This is a genomic window from Lentzea waywayandensis (assembly GCF_900115955.1).
GTDB classification, from domain to species: Bacteria; Actinomycetota; Actinomycetes; order Mycobacteriales; family Pseudonocardiaceae; genus Lentzea; species Lentzea waywayandensis.
Genome location: NZ_FOYL01000005.1, coordinates 81,080 through 96,306 on the forward strand (window position 1 = coordinate 81,080; position 15,227 = coordinate 96,306).

At 65.2% G+C, this 15,227-nt stretch carries 19 protein-coding genes and 2 pseudogenes; 11 read left to right on the plus strand and 10 right to left on the minus strand.

Going from position 1 to position 15,227, the window contains the following annotated elements; genetic code table 11:
- Positions 1-127 precede the first annotated feature (127 nt).
- From BM417_RS46895 to BM417_RS20485, 4 genes are all read left to right on the plus strand, one after another.
- Positions 128-340 (plus strand): hypothetical protein, encoded by a 213-nt coding sequence (locus BM417_RS46895; RefSeq protein ID WP_143138728.1) that lies wholly within the window; start codon positions 128-130, stop codon positions 338-340.
- On the plus strand, positions 341-703 hold the full coding sequence (locus tag BM417_RS20475) for a recombinase family protein (protein ID WP_093596611.1): 363 nt from the start codon (positions 341-343) through the stop codon (positions 701-703).
- Entirely contained in the window at positions 703-1,002 is a 300-nt protein-coding gene (locus tag BM417_RS20480) for a hypothetical protein (RefSeq protein WP_093596614.1), read from the plus strand. The genes BM417_RS20475 and BM417_RS20480 overlap by 1 nt, the downstream gene beginning before the upstream one ends.
- A 267-nt stretch (positions 1,003-1,269) precedes the next feature.
- The gene (locus BM417_RS20485; RefSeq protein ID WP_093596617.1) at positions 1,270-2,484 is read left to right on the plus strand and encodes a JmjC domain-containing protein; all 1,215 of its coding nucleotides are present in this window, start codon (positions 1,270-1,272) and stop codon (positions 2,482-2,484) included.
- On the opposite strand, the gene BM417_RS20490 is transcribed toward BM417_RS20485, so the two are convergent.
- The 4 genes from BM417_RS20490 to BM417_RS20505 all read right to left on the minus strand — a co-directional run bounded on the left by BM417_RS20490 (position 2,465) and on the right by BM417_RS20505 (position 6,144).
- Positions 2,465-3,292: a phosphotransferase gene (locus tag BM417_RS20490; RefSeq protein ID WP_093596619.1), complete on the minus strand. Its 828-nt coding sequence runs from the start codon at positions 3,290-3,292 to the stop codon at positions 2,465-2,467. The genes BM417_RS20485 and BM417_RS20490 overlap by 20 nt on opposite strands.
- Before the next feature lie 344 nt (positions 3,293-3,636).
- The gene (locus tag BM417_RS20495) at positions 3,637-5,193 is read right to left on the minus strand and encodes a relaxase/mobilization nuclease domain-containing protein (protein ID WP_143138729.1); all 1,557 of its coding nucleotides are present in this window, start codon (positions 5,191-5,193) and stop codon (positions 3,637-3,639) included.
- Positions 5,190-5,636, minus strand: coding sequence for a plasmid mobilization relaxosome protein MobC (locus BM417_RS46900; protein ID WP_143138730.1), 447 nt, complete (start codon positions 5,634-5,636; stop codon positions 5,190-5,192). Before BM417_RS46900 ends, BM417_RS20495 begins: the two co-directional genes overlap by 4 nt.
- A gap of 301 nt (positions 5,637-5,937) precedes the next feature.
- Positions 5,938-6,144 carry a helix-turn-helix domain-containing protein gene (locus BM417_RS20505; RefSeq protein ID WP_030476773.1) on the minus strand — a complete coding sequence of 69 codons (207 nt, stop codon included), beginning with the start codon at positions 6,142-6,144 and terminating at the stop codon, positions 5,938-5,940.
- Between BM417_RS20505 and BM417_RS20510 the strand changes: the two genes are divergently transcribed.
- Positions 6,134-6,889: a hypothetical protein gene (locus tag BM417_RS20510; protein ID WP_143138731.1), complete on the plus strand. Its 756-nt coding sequence runs from the start codon at positions 6,134-6,136 to the stop codon at positions 6,887-6,889. The genes BM417_RS20505 and BM417_RS20510 overlap by 11 nt on opposite strands.
- 36 nt (positions 6,890-6,925) lie before the next feature.
- On the opposite strand, the gene BM417_RS20515 is transcribed toward BM417_RS20510, so the two are convergent.
- Positions 6,926-8,431, minus strand: coding sequence for a recombinase family protein (locus BM417_RS20515; RefSeq protein WP_093596631.1), 1,506 nt, complete (start codon positions 8,429-8,431; stop codon positions 6,926-6,928).
- 32 nt (positions 8,432-8,463) lie between these two features.
- Between BM417_RS20515 and BM417_RS20520 the strand changes: the two are divergent.
- Positions 8,464-8,655, plus strand: a pseudogene (locus tag BM417_RS20520) (MBL fold metallo-hydrolase); the annotation flags it as partial.
- Between the two features lie 380 nt (positions 8,656-9,035).
- Here the strand turns inward: BM417_RS20520 and BM417_RS20525 are convergent.
- On the minus strand, positions 9,036-9,332 hold the full coding sequence (locus tag BM417_RS20525; protein ID WP_093596634.1) for a hypothetical protein: 297 nt from the start codon (positions 9,330-9,332) through the stop codon (positions 9,036-9,038).
- A 378-nt stretch (positions 9,333-9,710) separates the two neighbouring features.
- On the opposite strand from BM417_RS20525, the gene BM417_RS20530 reads away from it, so the two are divergent.
- Complete coding sequence (locus tag BM417_RS20530) at positions 9,711-10,961, plus strand: ATP-binding protein (protein ID WP_093596637.1); 1,251 nt, start codon at positions 9,711-9,713, stop codon at positions 10,959-10,961.
- A 46-nt stretch (positions 10,962-11,007) separates the two neighbouring features.
- Positions 11,008-11,190: pseudogene (locus BM417_RS20535) on the plus strand (MBL fold metallo-hydrolase); the annotation flags it as partial.
- 48 nt (positions 11,191-11,238) lie between these two features.
- Here BM417_RS20535 and BM417_RS20540 read toward each other — a convergent pair.
- The 3 genes from BM417_RS20540 to BM417_RS20550 form a co-directional block, all read right to left on the minus strand.
- Positions 11,239-11,643, minus strand: a complete 405-nt coding sequence (locus tag BM417_RS20540; RefSeq protein ID WP_093596640.1) for a type II toxin-antitoxin system VapC family toxin — start codon at positions 11,641-11,643, stop codon at positions 11,239-11,241.
- Complete coding sequence (locus BM417_RS20545; RefSeq protein WP_093596643.1) at positions 11,636-11,914, minus strand: type II toxin-antitoxin system Phd/YefM family antitoxin; 279 nt, start codon at positions 11,912-11,914, stop codon at positions 11,636-11,638. The genes BM417_RS20540 and BM417_RS20545 overlap by 8 nt, the downstream gene beginning before the upstream one ends.
- A 144-nt stretch (positions 11,915-12,058) precedes the next feature.
- On the minus strand, positions 12,059-12,640 hold the full coding sequence (locus BM417_RS20550; RefSeq protein WP_143138733.1) for a DUF7711 family protein: 582 nt from the start codon (positions 12,638-12,640) through the stop codon (positions 12,059-12,061).
- Positions 12,641-12,650: 10 nt separating this feature from the next.
- Between BM417_RS20550 and BM417_RS50135 the strand changes: the two genes are divergently transcribed.
- The 3 genes from BM417_RS50135 to BM417_RS49270 all read left to right on the plus strand — a co-directional run bounded on the left by BM417_RS50135 (position 12,651) and on the right by BM417_RS49270 (position 14,652).
- On the plus strand, positions 12,651-13,601 hold the full coding sequence (locus BM417_RS50135; RefSeq protein ID WP_093596649.1) for an amidase family protein: 951 nt from the start codon (positions 12,651-12,653) through the stop codon (positions 13,599-13,601).
- Positions 13,598-13,918, plus strand: a complete 321-nt coding sequence (locus BM417_RS20560) for a hypothetical protein (protein ID WP_093596652.1) — start codon at positions 13,598-13,600, stop codon at positions 13,916-13,918. Before BM417_RS50135 ends, BM417_RS20560 begins: the two co-directional genes overlap by 4 nt.
- A gap of 77 nt (positions 13,919-13,995) precedes the next feature.
- A complete protein-coding gene (locus BM417_RS49270; RefSeq protein WP_245822038.1) occupies positions 13,996-14,652 on the plus strand; it encodes a hypothetical protein in 657 nt (218 codons plus the stop codon).
- On the opposite strand, the gene BM417_RS20570 is transcribed toward BM417_RS49270, so the two are convergent.
- Positions 14,649-15,191, minus strand: a complete 543-nt coding sequence (locus tag BM417_RS20570; protein ID WP_093596655.1) for an NADPH-dependent FMN reductase — start codon at positions 15,189-15,191, stop codon at positions 14,649-14,651. The genes BM417_RS49270 and BM417_RS20570 overlap by 4 nt on opposite strands.
- Between the last annotated feature and the right edge of the window lie 36 nt (positions 15,192-15,227).

Below are 15,227 nucleotides of genomic sequence, written 5' to 3' on the forward strand. Positions count from 1 at the left end.
GGCGGGTTGACAGACCTCTCCCCGAACCGCAGGCGAGCAGCCTCACGTAGCTCTCCCTCGCTCGTCTGCGGCTGAGATGTCCCCACCGCTGGGTGCCGCCAATCGCCCGCAACCAGGAGCACCGATCATGGCGACGACGCTAGCCCGCGTGATTCCGTTGGTACGTAAAGCAGTGGCGCCACTTCGGCCCCTGCCCGAGCCGGCCGACCTGTACTGCCGCGTCGTGATCGCGTTGTTTCTCCACACGCCGCAGAAGGCCTCGGGGCTGTGCGAGGCCTGCGGCGAGGGGTGGCCGTGCGCCCAGCTGAAGCGGGCCTGTTTCCTGATCGAGGCGTTCTAAATGATGGCAGTCACGGACGACGCGCTGGCGCAACTCCTCGCTGTCCCCCGCGTCGTATACGGCTACCTCCGTCCTGAAGCCTCTGACGCGCTTGAGATTGCCGCCTGGCACAAGGACATCGCGCATTTCTGCGGCGAGGCGGGCTACCAGCTCGCGGGCGTGTTCACCGACCGCGGCGTGCCGCACGACTGCGTCAAACGAGCGGGCCTGAGCGGCCTGCTCGATGTGCTCGCACTACCCGAGACGTACGGCCTGGTCGTGCCGAGCATTGAGCACCTGTCACGCGACGACACGACGCTGAAGATCCTTGGTTTGCTCATCTCCAACACCAAGGCCCACATCATCGTCATGGATCGTGCCTGATGGACGGAACAACGCAAATCGCCGTCGTTGTCCTCGGCCTGATCGGCGCGGGCGTCCTGTGGTGGGTGTTGGCCGACGTTCTGAAGGAACGGCGACGCGTGAGGGCTGAGGTCTGGGCGCTAAAGCATGTGTCACCAGACGCCAAAGCGCCCGCGTACCTGGCAGAAGACGACCATCCAACGCTGGTGCTGGCCGCCTGGCAGCTGGAAGAACCGCCCGAACTTGTGCGGCCCTACATGCGGGCTCGCGGCAACACCGAAAGTGTGCCGTCGTCGCATCGCCCCGGTAAGCGCACGTGACAAGCCGCCCTCCTTGGAGGGATCTAGAAAACCAGTTATCCGAAGGGAGGTGACGTATGGCCGCACCCGAAGAGTTGGTGCTCGGCGTCGAGCGGACGCCGATCGTCCAGGACCGCACGGAAGTGCAGTTGTCCGACGGCGCGCAGGGCGACTGGGGCGACACCCGTGACCCGTAAACCGCCAGCTCACTAGTTCGCACTCGCAGTCCGGGAGGGACTCCGCTCTGCCCACAGCGGGGTCCCTCCTGCCAATTCGGAGGACTCTGTTATGAACCGTCATCGATTGGTTGGCGCCATCGAGAAGGCGCTGTGTTGGGACGGCCCGTCAGAACTCGGCGACACGTTCGCCCGAGGCAAGCTCGCCGATCGCGACCTATGCGGGCGGCTGATGACCCCTACCCGTCTCCTTGATCTCATCATGCGGCGCAGCCTCAGCGCCGCTCGTATCAGTTGCCTTCAAGACGGCGACTACGTGCACCCGCAGACATACCTGACCACGAAAGCGATGCGGCGCGCCGAGGCCGTTCAGATGGTGGACATGGAACGGCTCGGCATCCTCCTCAAGGAGGGTTGCACGCTGGTGCTAGACGGCGTGAACGCCTACGACGCGACGCTGGAAGTGGCCTGTCGGGCGTTGCAATGGTGGTCGCGCGAACTGGTGCAGGTGAACGCCTACCTCACCACCGGGAGCGCGGCAGGCTTCCAGATGCACTGGGACGACCACGATGTCGTGATCGTGCAGGTGGCCGGGGAGAAGTCCTGGGAAGTGCGTGGCCTGTCGCGACCCGTACCGATGTATCGCGACGCGGTGCCGAACCCGACGCCGACTGACGAGATCGTGTGGAAGGGCACGCTTCAAACCGGCGAGGTCATGCACATCCCGCGCGGCTACTGGCACCAGGCCACGCGGCAAGAACGCGGCGATGGGTTCAGCCTGCATCTGACGTTCGGGTTCCCCAAGCGCACCGGCGTGGACTACTTCACGTGGATTGCCGACGAGTCGCGTCAGGCCGAACTGATGCGCCATGACGTAGACCGCTGGGGCACGGCCGGCTCGCGCAAAGAGCAACAGCTGGCCTTCACAGACATGGCGGTGCGACTGGCCGCCACTCACTCGCTGGACGACTTCCTGGCGGCGCGTGAGGACCAGTCGTCCAACGCTCGTCATGTCATCACCCACGGGCTGTTCGGGATGCCGCTCTCGGTCGTCTGCATGACCGAGTTTCCGCCGCGTATCGAACAGGACGGTGACCGCATCGTCGTGGCTGCCGCTACACGGCGCATCACCCTCGCCGCCAAGGCGTTGCCTACTGTTGAGCTCTTGACGTGCGGCAGGCCGGTCTTCGTCGACAAGGTGGCCGCGGCGACGGGCCTCGACGCGATGACTATCGCTGAGACGCTCATCCGCGAGGGCATCTGCGCCGAGGTCACGCCCGAGCTCGCAGCTGGATACGACGGCTTGCTTACCCCTGAAGCTCCTTGACCAGCCCTGCCGCGTGAGCCTCGGCTGGTTTGAGCAACGGCCCGGCGTAGCCGGCGGGGGCGGCCATGATCTCAGCACAGTGGTAGAGGCGTGCCAGTTTGCCGGTGGGGCTGTCAAGGTCGGCCTGGCACGCACGGTAGACGCGGTCCGCCAACTCGGGCACCGCAAGCGACGCACTCCACAGCGCCGAAGCATCGAAGCCGCGGGGCGCCATACCCCAGTCCTCCCAGTCGAGGAAGTAGCAGTTCGGGGCGGTCAGGTTGCCCCAGGCGAGATCTGCATGAGCCACCCGCCACTCCCCGATGTGGGAGTCCAATTCAGGGAAGACCTGGTGGATGGTGGCGCTGAATCGCCTTTGCGTAATGGGTTGCAGGTGCGGGGTGGCCGTCCGGGTCGTGGTGTGCGCGGCCAGCGTCGTCATTGAGGCGCTAAAGGTCGACCACCACGATTCGGACAGGTCCGGCGCGGCGGTGAGAGTGCCACCGAGCTTCACAGCCTGGTCCGAAACACACTCGGTTTCGTCTGCTCGCCACATCACACCGCGTTCGTGGTCGATCCAGGAAACTCCTTGGTACCAGGAAGGCATAGCGACGCCAGTCAGCATCGCCGCGCATTCAATGCCCCAGCCTTGACCGTCGACGCGGTCGAGACTTCGGACCTCAATGCGCACCCACGTACCACGGCCTGCACGGAAGCCCAACGAGCGCCGTTTTCGCACTTCGGTGTCTATGTCGAAGCTGGTCTGCAATGCCGCCTGCGCGCGGGCAATGATGTCATCGCACGAGACTTTACGAAGATCGAGGGACATACAGACTAATATAGCGCACGTCGAAGCAAACTAGACACATCCCGCAATTGGAGAATGAATCCACCTACGACTCGAACCGCCGACACCATCACCTGCATGAGTGACGCACGGGCACCACCAGTCAGGTTGTCCGCAGAGGCCGTCGCGCGATCGACCTGCAGTCACCAACGCGCAGTTGCTACCGAATCGGCCGACGATTGCACCGAACGCCCACTCATAGATAAAAGCAGACGTTCGATATCCCTCCGGTGTCGTCCCACAGTTTGTTCCGCCCATAAGACCTACAGGTGGACGGACTTTTCGACTGTTTGACTTGACGGTTGGCAAGCTTGATCTTGAGTTCGTCAGCGCGAGCGACCGCTCGTCGGGAAAGCTGACTGACGGCTTGAGTGCACTCCTGCCGACGGTCTTTTGGTCAGCTCTCGACGCAGGTTTGTTGCAGCCTTTGGCGGCGCGAGAGCTGATGATTCCATGCGGTTTGCCCGCACAGGCACTATCTGATCGAGCACACCGTGGGTGGCCCACGCGTGCCGAGCCGCGACGTGGCGCTGGTGCGCCTCGTGCCAGGCCGCAATCTCGGCGACGAGCGCTGCCACCGCTATCAAGAGCGCGATGAACTGGCCGGGCGTGGCCCGTTGGCGTGCTGGATTACGCATACCTGCTCTGATCAGTTGGTTGGCAGCCGTACGCAGATCGCGCGACACCGCCGCCCACCGCCGCGGCAGGATCTTCTCGGGTACGCGGCCGGCACGCGCGTATGTCTCCCATGCGTCGACCAGCAGTGACACTCGATCCACATCAGCGACAACGACGAGAGCCAACAGCATGTCGCCTGTCGCATGAGCGATGCCCTGCATAGCCTCCTGTCCGAACTCGGTCTTGTTCAATGGTCCGCGGTGCCGCATTCGCTCACATGCAGGCAGAACAACCTCATCGACGATCCCCTGTACCGAGGCAGGAACGGTCGTCTCCACCGATTTCCACCGGCTCATGAGCTTCGAGTAAGTGAGATCCGGACCGAGCTTGCCTCCGGCGAAGTACAGCGGATCACCCGACGCGGTGCGGCACGCCTGGTCGGAGGCGTCCGTGACCGAATAGCCGAGGATCCGGCCGTGGTGACCTTGACGGACGCATACCGTCGCATTGGCCAACGCCAGGTACTCCACGAACTCGCCCCAGTTCCGCGCGGCAGCAGCGGCGCTGGAGACCTGGCGACGCAGCTTGTTGCGAACCGCGACGTCCGTCCGCCTCTGGCCAGCGGCATGGAGCCTGGACGCCTTCTCGATCTCAGCGCGAGTTGGACGAGGTGTCGCCGTCCGGTCTGCGGCGCCGGTGCTTGTAAGGCGATACCGCTCCTCGGCCGCGTTGCACGCCTCCTTCACTCGCCGGAAGTCGTAGTTGCGATGCGGGTGCACGAGCTCGCCGGTGTCTTGTCGAACCAGCACCGCGGCGATGTGCACGTGGTCAGGCGCGTGACGGATCGCGACCCATCGGCAGCCGCCAGGATCATCGCGCTCGGCGATCCCAGTGCGGTGCAGCACGTCCGCCACAACCTCGGCCCATTGCTCATCCGTCAGCAGCGGGTCGTCAGGATGGTTGCGCAACGAGCACTGCCACACAGGGCCTTTCGGGACCCGGCTGACAGTGCCTGACCAGTCGTCCTCACGCGGACGGCACTTCGGTACGCCAGCGAGCGCTGCAGGTGCCCGAAGAGCTGCGACCAAGGCGCCGATGTCGAATCGATCGTGTCCGAGTTGCTCGGGCTGGTGCGCCTCGGGACGACCGTCCCACGTCGCGAAGACGTGCTGATCCGTGTGCGCTGACTGCTCGGTGCTTCCTGGTCCCATCAAGTAGCGGATGAGGCCATAGACGTTCCAGCCGCGCGTCACCTTTCCGATCATGTCGACTCGAAGCGGTCGACGATGCGTGCCAGGAGTGCATCGACTGCGGACAGGCGCTCATCCAGTTGAGCCACGATTCGATCGATGTTCGCGATGACGCGAGACGAAGCGAGGCCGACCTCGCCGGTCGTGTTCGCCGCAGCCGCCAACTGGTTCAGGTTGTTGCCGTGCAGGACGCTCGCGCGACGCAGCTGCTGAAGCTCCGTCTGCACCTGCATCAGCTGCTGCCCGATCTCCTTCGCGGCTACTCGCCGCGGGTTGTTGTCAGCGAGTGCCGCTTCAACGGCTGCCTTTGCGATCCACGCACCGACTTGGAGCTGTGCTCGCGCTGCGGCTGAAACGACTGCACTCATCTCGGGCACGTTGAAGCGTGCTGTCTTCGCGATGTCACGCTTCTGCAGAGCGTGCGGTCGGTATCCCCCGGTACTTCCGTTACGCGCCATGCCATCCCCCCGGACGAGCCAAGCTTGGCGGCCTCCGGCCAGCAAGGCCAAAGGCTGCTTTTCGTCTACCTTGCTCCTGTCGCCACTCCTGCTGGGAGCGGCGAGGTGCCGGTGTCACAACGCGCACCGGCACCCCGAAAATCAAGCCGGTCAACGACATCCGCCGCGCGGACTTGAGTCATCGCCGGTCGACAAGATCGCGGCAATCCTCAGCCGCTGCCGCGCGCTGAACGGCGGCGCGCTGCGCACGATCTCTTCGACGTAGTCGTCGATATGGCGGACGGGTTTTCCGCGTGTCCTTCTACTGCGGGTCACGGGTCACCCCCGCTACCCGATGGGCCGCCGCGAACGCGTCGAGGTCGTCGACGGCGACCCGCACGAGCCGTCCAAGACGGATGTGCGGAAGCTTGCCGGCCCTGATCGCCCGGCGGATTGTGACCTCGGAGACGGACAGATGTGCGGCCGCCTCCGACACAGGGAGGTAAGCAGGTGGAGTCTTGTCTGCCACGGTGTGGCCCTTCCTGAACAGGAAGGCCAGCGACGCGCTATGCGGCTACAGCGTTCCCCCGAACGCACACAGCCCATCCCAGCCCTCGCTGCAACGAGCTGCGAGGGACGCGGCGTCCTGGAGCACGGGCAACGCGCGGCCCGGTGACGACAAGTCGACCTGGTGGACGCGCTCGACGCGCGGGTGGCGCGTTCTGCAACGGCTCGGTGGCCGGCGGCGCGACGAACTCACCGGCGAGGAGGTCAAGCAGCCACAGCAGGACCGACACAGGAAACTTCTGTTCGGCAGCCCTGGACAGCAACACCAAGAGCCGGATGAGTCGCATCGCAGCGTCGACCTCAAGCGCGATCGTTGGTCGATCCACGGACTTCACACCAAGGCCGTACGCACGGCCAAAGTCACGGCTTACGGACCGCTTGAACGGGTCATGTTCGCTGAGGATCATCAGTTCTTGGTGAACCGTGAACGGAAGATCCATCACCTTCGCCAGCAGCCTGAGCCGCTTCGGATGACTCGCGGAAACCCGCGTGTTCGCCGCGTCGATTCGGTCGGCGAAGGCCTCGAAGCCCCCGACCAGACCGCGAGGCAACGCCGTTTCGATGGCCTGCATCTCTTCAGGTGGAAGGGACTTACGCAGCTCGCGAACGAGGTGCACTCGTCGATGGATCTCTCGAGCGGAGTAGCACTCGGCACGGGCTGCGGGCGCGGTCACCTGACGCACCACTGCGTCCCGCCGCGCTTCTGAGCTCCCCCGAGTACTCATGTGACCACAGTAGACAGCTCAGGAACGGGCTTCCAAGAAATCCGTGGGCATATTGCGAATCGCTTCGGGAGTGGCTTGATCGTCGTCCCGTTCGAACTGGATTCTGACCGACTCGGGCTTGAAGCCCGGGCCGCCTCGGGACGGCATGACCGTGACCGTGACACCCATCGCCGTGAGGAGTGCCCGGCGCTGAAGCACGGTCAGTTGCTTCCAACGCTCCTGTGCTTGAGGCCCAACCATCTCGGTGACCATGTCGCTGGGAACGCCTACGACCAAACGCATGGCTTCTCGGTCAGCCTCCTCCAGAGCTGGCCGGAGCTTCGCGTTGATCCTGTGGAACTGATCGCGGTCAAGGAGGTCATCCGCGTAGTCGTCGGCTGCGGCCTGGAGCCGGGCGCGGATGCCAGCGGCATGCTCTCGCGCGGCTTGCGCGGCGACATCGTCCCGAGTCAGCAGGTCGCGGGCATCGGGTTCCTGGAGCCGTCGCACGACCACGCGTTCCACCAGGTCGTCCACCCATTCCTGACGCCGCCCAACGCACGAGGACGCCGCATCACAGACGTAGAGCGGTGTCTTGCCGAGCTCCTTGCGGCGCTGGTTCACCCACCTGTTGGAGACTCGAAGCGCTGAACCGCACTTGCCACAGCAGCCGATTCCGAACGTCAGAAGATGCTGTCGGGCACCGCCACGCGTCTGCACTCGCGAGGGATCGGTGAGGAGCGCGACCACCTGATCATGCTTGTCCTGCTCGACGATTGGCGGCCAGGCTGCCGGTCCGAAGTCCTCTCCGGCACGCTTCCGACGAGCGATATTGGACAGCCGAAGCGCCAATTTCCGGACTGAGCTTGTGCCCCACGATCGGTCGCCGCCGTACGGCGTGGGCACCTCGCGGGCGTTCAAGTCCGCGGTGATCACGTTCAAGGACTCGCGTGCGAGCAGCCGATCGACGATCTCACGCACGATGGCCGCTTCCGACTCGTCCACCTCGTCGGTGAAGCCCAAGACACGACCGTTCTTGTCCTGCTCGTAGATCCGTCGCCACCCATATGCCACGGCACCGTTGGCACGGCCCTCCTCGGCGCGCTGCAGTGCGGCACGGGCAACACGTTCTCCCTTGAGTTCCGACTCCAACGTGTCGGCCTCGCCGAGGATGCCCGCGACCATGCGGCCGGCAGCGCTCGTGAGGTCAATGTCGGAACCCTTCACCAGCGAGATGGACACGCGGGCCGCCGCCAACAGCTCGATCGCGTCCACGCGTTCCTTGCGATTGCGCCACAGCCTCGCCATGCCGTAGGCGACGATGCGAGTGATCTCGCCGCGCGAAGCCGCTGTCATGAGCGCCTCGTACGCAGGCCTCGGTCCCCCACGCAGTGCGCTGAGGTCGTTGTCGACCCACTCGTCGAGAACGGTCCACCCACGGGACTGCGCGAGTGCGCGACCGTCCTCAAGCTGGCGGGTGACGCCCTTCTCCTGCAACATCGGGTCTTCGCTGATGCGCGCGTAGATCCCCACGACCTCGGTCATGAGAAGAGGCTACCGATGTTCACCGCTAGTGTGATTTACTCTTTCCGGGGGGTGTGGGAAAGACCACGTCCGCCGACAACTTCGCGTCGCTGATCAACGACATCGAGGACCGGATCTTCGCCGTGCTGCCCGACGACACGTGGTTCTACCCCGGTCACGGCGACGACTCGACGCTGGGCAAGGAACGCCCGTCCCTCGCGGAGTGGCGCGCTCGCGGCTGGTGACACGTGTGCGTTATGACCACCTTCGCCAATTGAGCATGAACGACGAAGTTGACGCGACGAAGGTGGTCTTAGCGCCGTTCGTGCATGACCGCGCGACGCAGCCGAGCCGTACCGTAGGCCGCGACTGCTGTTACACGTGAGACCAGTGTTCTTATGTTGAGTCTCAAGACACCCGAATGGGCGGACAGAGCACTCGACTGGCCGTACTGTGCCATCGCGCAGACAAGTAGTTTTCTGCCGATGGGGAGAACAGGGAACCGGGCGAAGAAGGCACTATGGCGCTTCTGGGGATACCTGGTCTTGGCCGCCGCGGTGTACGTGTGGACCAGCAATGACACCAATCTCATGGTGATCTTGATCCTATCCAGCTTGTCATTTCTTTACATGCTGTTCGCGGCCCCGATGTGGTGCATGGCACCGAACAGCACCAACGGAAACCCGTGCAGCAACAACGCGCATGGACTCTTGATCGGATGCTGGATCAGGAAGCACAAGTGGGAGAAGCTGAAGATGTTCTTCAGGCGCCAGAAGTGGGCGGCTCTGTGCAGACGCTCATGGTCAACCATCGGCGCACAGGCGGCAACCGTCGGAGCAGTGGGAAGTTTCGCATCCGCCGTCGCCGCGACCATCACCTTGATCATCAAAAAGTAACCGTCAAGGAACTGCGCGTCGCACAAGATCAGTAATTTGTCGGTTACCAGAACCGCAGGATGTCTGGTTCACCTGGTTCTACCTCGGTCAGGGTGACGACTCGACGATCTGGGCGCGGTGGGCGCAGCTGACGAAATGACGCGAACGCGACCGGGCCACAACGTGCCGGCATCCGATCGCACACCCATCCGGGGAACGCGAGTTGCAGACATCCTCAGCACTCCAACTCACTGAGCGAAGGGGCGAACCAGGAGGCTGGACGCCTGCCTGGCGAAGGCTCCACAGAGCAGGCGTCCCGCCCGCCATCACTAGGACGTCCAGATGACCACATAGATACCGACCAGATGACCACCCTTACCCTGGCCAGATGACCACTGATCTTGCTTGTACGGCACACTGGATCCATGCCGGACACGTCCCGCCTGGTCCCCCGTCGCGCCGAGTCGCTGGTTCATGAAGCGCTCGAGGACACGCGTGTTGTCCTGGTCAACGGTGCTCGACAGGTAGGCAAGAGCACATTGACGAGGCTCGCCACCGATCGTCAGCCCACAGTGCTACGTCTTCTCGACGACCCGGCGACGCTACGTGCTGCCAAGGACGATCCCACCGGGTTCGTAGAGCACGACAGTCTCATGGTCATCGACGAGATCCAGCTGGTTCCGGAGCTTCTGCAGCCGATCAAGGTGTCTGTGGATCTGGATCCCACTCCAGGCCGCTACCTCCTGACGGGCTCATCACGGATCCTGGCCATGCGAACCCTCCCAGACGCACTGCCCGGACGCATGGAGGTAATCGAGCTATGGCCATTCTCCCAGGGAGAGATGCATGGATCTCCTGACCGATTCGTAGATGCCGCGTTCCGGCATGGCCCTCGGATCGACCACTCATCAGAACTGCGGCGGCGCGACTACCTCGAACGCCTCGTCGTCGGCGGCTTCCCGGAAGCCACGCGTCGCACTCCACGCCGCCGCACAGCGTTCTTCGACTCCTACCTGTCGACCTTGATCGAACGTGACGTCCTGGAGCTGGCGAGCATCGAGCGCCGAGGCGACTTGCTCAAACTGATCACCCTGCTGGCCGGGCGCGCCGGCGGCCTGCTGGAGCCGACCGTTCTTGCCTCTCAATCCGGTATCCCGCGAACCACTCTGGTCCGTTATCTGGAGTTGCTGGCGTCGGTCTTTCTCATCAAGAGCATCCCCGCCTGGTCGTCCGGCCAGACACGTCGTGCCGTGGGCACACCCAAACTTGCGTTCGTGGACACCGGGATCGCGTGTCATCTCATCGGTCAAGATCCTGTGCGGCTCAGTGAGCCGGGCGGAGCCGCAGGATCCATGATGGAGAACTTCGTCGTCATGGAACTCGCTCGCCAACTCACATGGTCCGAGGAGCGTGGACGGCTTTATCACTACCGCACCAAGGAGAAGCAGGAGGTTGACGCTGTCATCGAGACGCCAGACGGCCGAGTGATTGGGGTTGAGGTCAAAGCCGGGGCGACAGTACGCACTGAAGACCTCTCCGGCCTGCGAAATCTGGCCAACAACTTGGGAGATCGGTTCGTCGCTGGATATGTGCTCTACGCCGGCCAGCAGACCCTGCCGTTCGGCGAGAAGATCAGGGCTCTGCCACTTGACGCGCTCTGGCGCCTCGCCCCGTAGGGCATGTGCGGTGACACCGATATTCACCGCTGGTGTGATTTGCTCTTTTTCCGGGGGTGCAGGAAAGACCACGTCCGCCGACAACTTCGCGTCGCTGATCAACGACGTGGAGGACAGGCTGTTCGCCGTGCTGCCCGACGACACATGGTTCTACCCCGGCCACGGCGACGACTCGACGCTCGGCAAGGAACGCCCGGCGCTAGCCGAGTGGCGCGCTCGCGGCTGGTGACCATGGCCGGACGGGAGCCTGCCAACGCGGGCTCTCCGACAGCCTCGATCAGACCTCGATGATCGTGACCATGCCGTCGAGCCCTTTGAAGTCCTCGGCATTTCGCGTGTAAAGCGGCAATCCACGCGATGACGCGACAGCGGCGATCATCAGATCCATCCGCCGAGGCTTCGGATTCCGGTTCGCCGCCATTGTGAGCGCGACCAACGTGCCGTATCGGGCGGCTGCCTGACCGTCAAAGGGCAGTGGCTCGAAGTCCACGATCGCCGCGCCGAGCTTCTCGGTGCGCGCGGCCCTGGACGCCGCGTCCTTGGCCATCACCACACCCTGGTGCAACTCGGCCATCGTGACCGCAGTGAGTTCAGGTACTTTCGGCAGTCCGGCCGGATCCAGAAGACCGAGGTCGATGTAGGCGCACGTGTCGAGGACCCCGGACTCGGGACGTTCAGCCACGGCTGCGCTCCCACGGATCGAAGTCGCCAACGCGGTCCTCGTCACCGAAGAACTCATCGGCTTCCTGGCGCATGCGGGCGTGATCGACCTGGGGCAGGGTCCTGTGTCGCTCGACGAGCTCCTCGGCCGTCAGTCGACGGCGGCGAGGCAAGGGCCGGAGTTCGGCGACCTCAACACCATTCCGCGTCACGTGGTACGTCTCGCCCGCCTCCACCGCGTCCATGACCGCGGCGGAGTGGTTGCGGAACTCCCGCTGACTGATGACCTTCACCTACCAAGTGTAGCCCCATGTAGCACGCGGGGCTACACAGGCGGATATATTCACCGCTTGCGTGATTTACTCTTTCCCTCTCGGAGTGGCGTTCGCGCGGCTGGTGATCCTCGGGGAGCTCGATTCGTTCGAGCTCTCCCCGCGTCAGCCGATCACGTCGAGCAGGTCCAGGTACCCGGTGGTCGTGCGCCACAGGGCGTCCGAGTGCGGGGTGAGCTTGCCGGGGCTCCAGCGGTGGTCGGTGTACTCCTGGTTCACCCGCCGCAACGCCCTCAGGCTGACGTCGAACTCGTCCTCGACGCGCTTGCGCAGCTCCTCCTCCGACGGCGCGGCCGTGCGCACCAGCTCACCCGTGCCGTCGCTGACCGCCACGAGTGCTTCCTCGCTGACGCCGTCCGCCGCGCTCCAGACCAGTGCGGGCCGTTCGATGCGGTGGTTCCACACCGGGGCGTCCTTCGACCGCCAGCGCGCCTCGAACGGGTTGCGCGACAGCCGCGTCGAGTTCGCCCAGTGCTCGGCGCCGACCGGTTCGGTCATCCACGGCACCTCGTCCACCGGCAGGTCGGTGACCAGCGCTACCTCGATGACGTCGATGTCGCGCGGGACGTCGAGCAGGTCGCCGAAGACCCACAGCTCCACCACCTGGAACCGGAAGAACGAGGTCGGCAGTCCTCCGCACTTCTCGGCGAGTTCGGCCAGGTGGTGCGCGGCGCGAGTCCATTTCACGAGGTGGATCATGCCTGACCGGGTGGCCGGGGCCTTGGCGCGGCTGGATCTCGTCGAGCCCACGCTGTGTGCGTTCCACGAGGTCTTCCGCACGCCCTCTCTCGAGGTCGACCTCTCGCTGCCGTTCGCGGGCATGCCCATCGCCGTGAAGCGTGGCGAGCGGCGGAGCCATCGGGAAGCGTTGGTGGCCATGGGGTGTGTGCCGATCGGGCTGACCACCACGCCCGATGGCAGCACCCCGTGGCAGACGTGGGGTCGCAACTCTCGCGGCCTCACACGCAACCCGTGGAACCTGGACCGCACGCCGGGCGGTTCGTCCGCGGGTTCGGCCGTGGCGGTGGCGTCGGGCGTCGTGCCGCTGGCCACGGGGGTCGACGGCGCGGGTTCGATCCGCATCCCGGCCGCGTGGTGTGGGGTGTTCGGTCTGAAGACGACTTCCTCCGAACGGGCCGCGGTCGGCGTCTTCACCCGCGACCCCGCCCTGCTCGCGACCTATCTGGGCATCACGGAGGTCAGCTCGCCGGTCGCCGTCTGGTCCACTGACCTGGGCTTCGCCTCAGTCGAGGACGAGCAGGCGTCGATCGCCTGGAAAGCGGCCTCGCCTCTACGCCCACGCCCCATCTCGTTGTCGCTCGAGGACCCGGCTCCCGACTGGTTCGCCGGCCGCTGCGGCCCCAACGCCGAGTTGGACTCGTTGTTCGAGACCGCGGACCTGCTGCTCACCCCGGTCACGCCTGGCCCGCCGCACGGCCACGACGGTCCGGGAACGCGCATCAACACGTCGCTGACCTGGGCGTTCAACCTCAGCGGGCACCCGGCGATCAGCATCCCGGCCGGGTTCGACTCGGGCGGCCTGCCGGTCGGGGTGCAGGCCGTGGCGCGGCACGGCCGGGAAGCGGACCTGGTCGCCGCCGCACGCTTGATCTCCAGTGCGGTGGAGGTTGCACCCTGGCCACCATGAACCTCGTCGTACGCGCCGAACACCAATCCCTGTGGCTGTGCTTCGAGCCGTGGGCCAACCAGCACACGCTGCTGCCCGGAACGTCGGTCGTGGTCCGGTTCCCTTCCGACACCGACGTGGAAGTGGCGCACCACCGCGGCGGCATGACGTTCTTCAACCTGGGGCCGCACCCCGACCTCTACGAGGAGGACGGGACGGCGTTGGAGATCTACAGCGAGTACATGCCGGTCTTCCCGGCCGACCTGCCAATCGCGGGGCTCAGACTCATCATGGACATCGTCCCGCCGATCCGTGACGAGCCAGAGCGCCTCAACTGACCCGATCGGGTGGTTTGATCCCAATCCACCTCGCCGGACCCGTCACGTGCGGTGTCCTCCTCACCCAGGAGGACGAAATGGCGCGACGCATCGGTGGTGCTGGAGGCGGGTCGGATCCCGGCGCGGGCAAGGCGGGAGCCGTGGTGGTCGCGGGCGTGCTGGCGATGTCGGTCGCGGCCGGCACCGGCGGACTGTCCGTCGGCGGCGGGGCTTCGACGGTCGCCGTCGACTCGGCCGGAGTGAACCTCACCAAAGCGAGATCCGAGGGCAAGAAGTCCGCCCGCAAAGGCGACGCGGACGGCGCATGGCGCCAGATGAACATGCGCACTCTCAAGCGCACGGCCAAACCGGCGTTGGAATGCGTGTCGCACTCCTTCGGCCAGGTGCGGGACCACTTCGTGCGCAACCCGTGCAAGTCGCTCGACCGGACGCTCTTCGCCGTCGGCGACGACCGGGGCAACGTCGCGGTCGTGTCCGTGGCGTGGGTCGGCTTCCGGAATCGGCGCGAGGCCGGCGAGTTCAAGAAGCTGATCGACGTCCACGGCACCGGCGACGTCTCCCCTCTCGCCACCCCGCTGCTCGACCTGGCGGACGTCCGCTTCACCGGGCTGCACTATCAGTCGCGGTCGGACGGCAGCACGATCGTGATCGCCGAGACGGAATCCGCGTCCGGCCAGGTCAGCGGCGAGACGCTGGATGCAATCGCCGACGTCGCGAGCTGGCTGCCGCGTTAGGCGGCGACCGCCCGCACCGACCTCAACGCGAACGCCCACGCCACCAGTTCGTCCAGCATGGCGTTGAGCTCCTCGGGCTGCTGCGGCTCCCCCTGCAGATCGTCACGCCCGAACACGACCTGAGTGCGTACGGTCGCCACCTTCAGTTCCGCCAGCACGAGCCGCAACTGCTCCACGGCGCGTAGGCCGCCGTTGCCTCCCAGCGACACGAACCCGGCCGCCTTGTCGTTCCACTCCGCGTAGAGGTAGTCGAGCGCGTTCTTCAGGACGGCCGGGAACGAGTGGTTGTACTCCGGCGTGACGAACACGAAGCCGTCGTACGGCGCGATGAGTGCCGCCCACTCTCGCGTGTGTGCGTGCGCGTACTCGCCGACGATCGCGGGCACGGGCTCGTCCAGCATCGGCAGGTTCACCTCCTTCAGGTCGATGAGGTCGAACGAGGCGTCGGTACGGGCGTTGGCGACGTTCACGACCCACCGCGCCACGCCCTCGGAACGACGGCCGGGACGCGTACTCCCCAAGATCACTGCGATTCGCATGACGGCCAAAGTACAACGTCCGTGGTACTTAGTGCA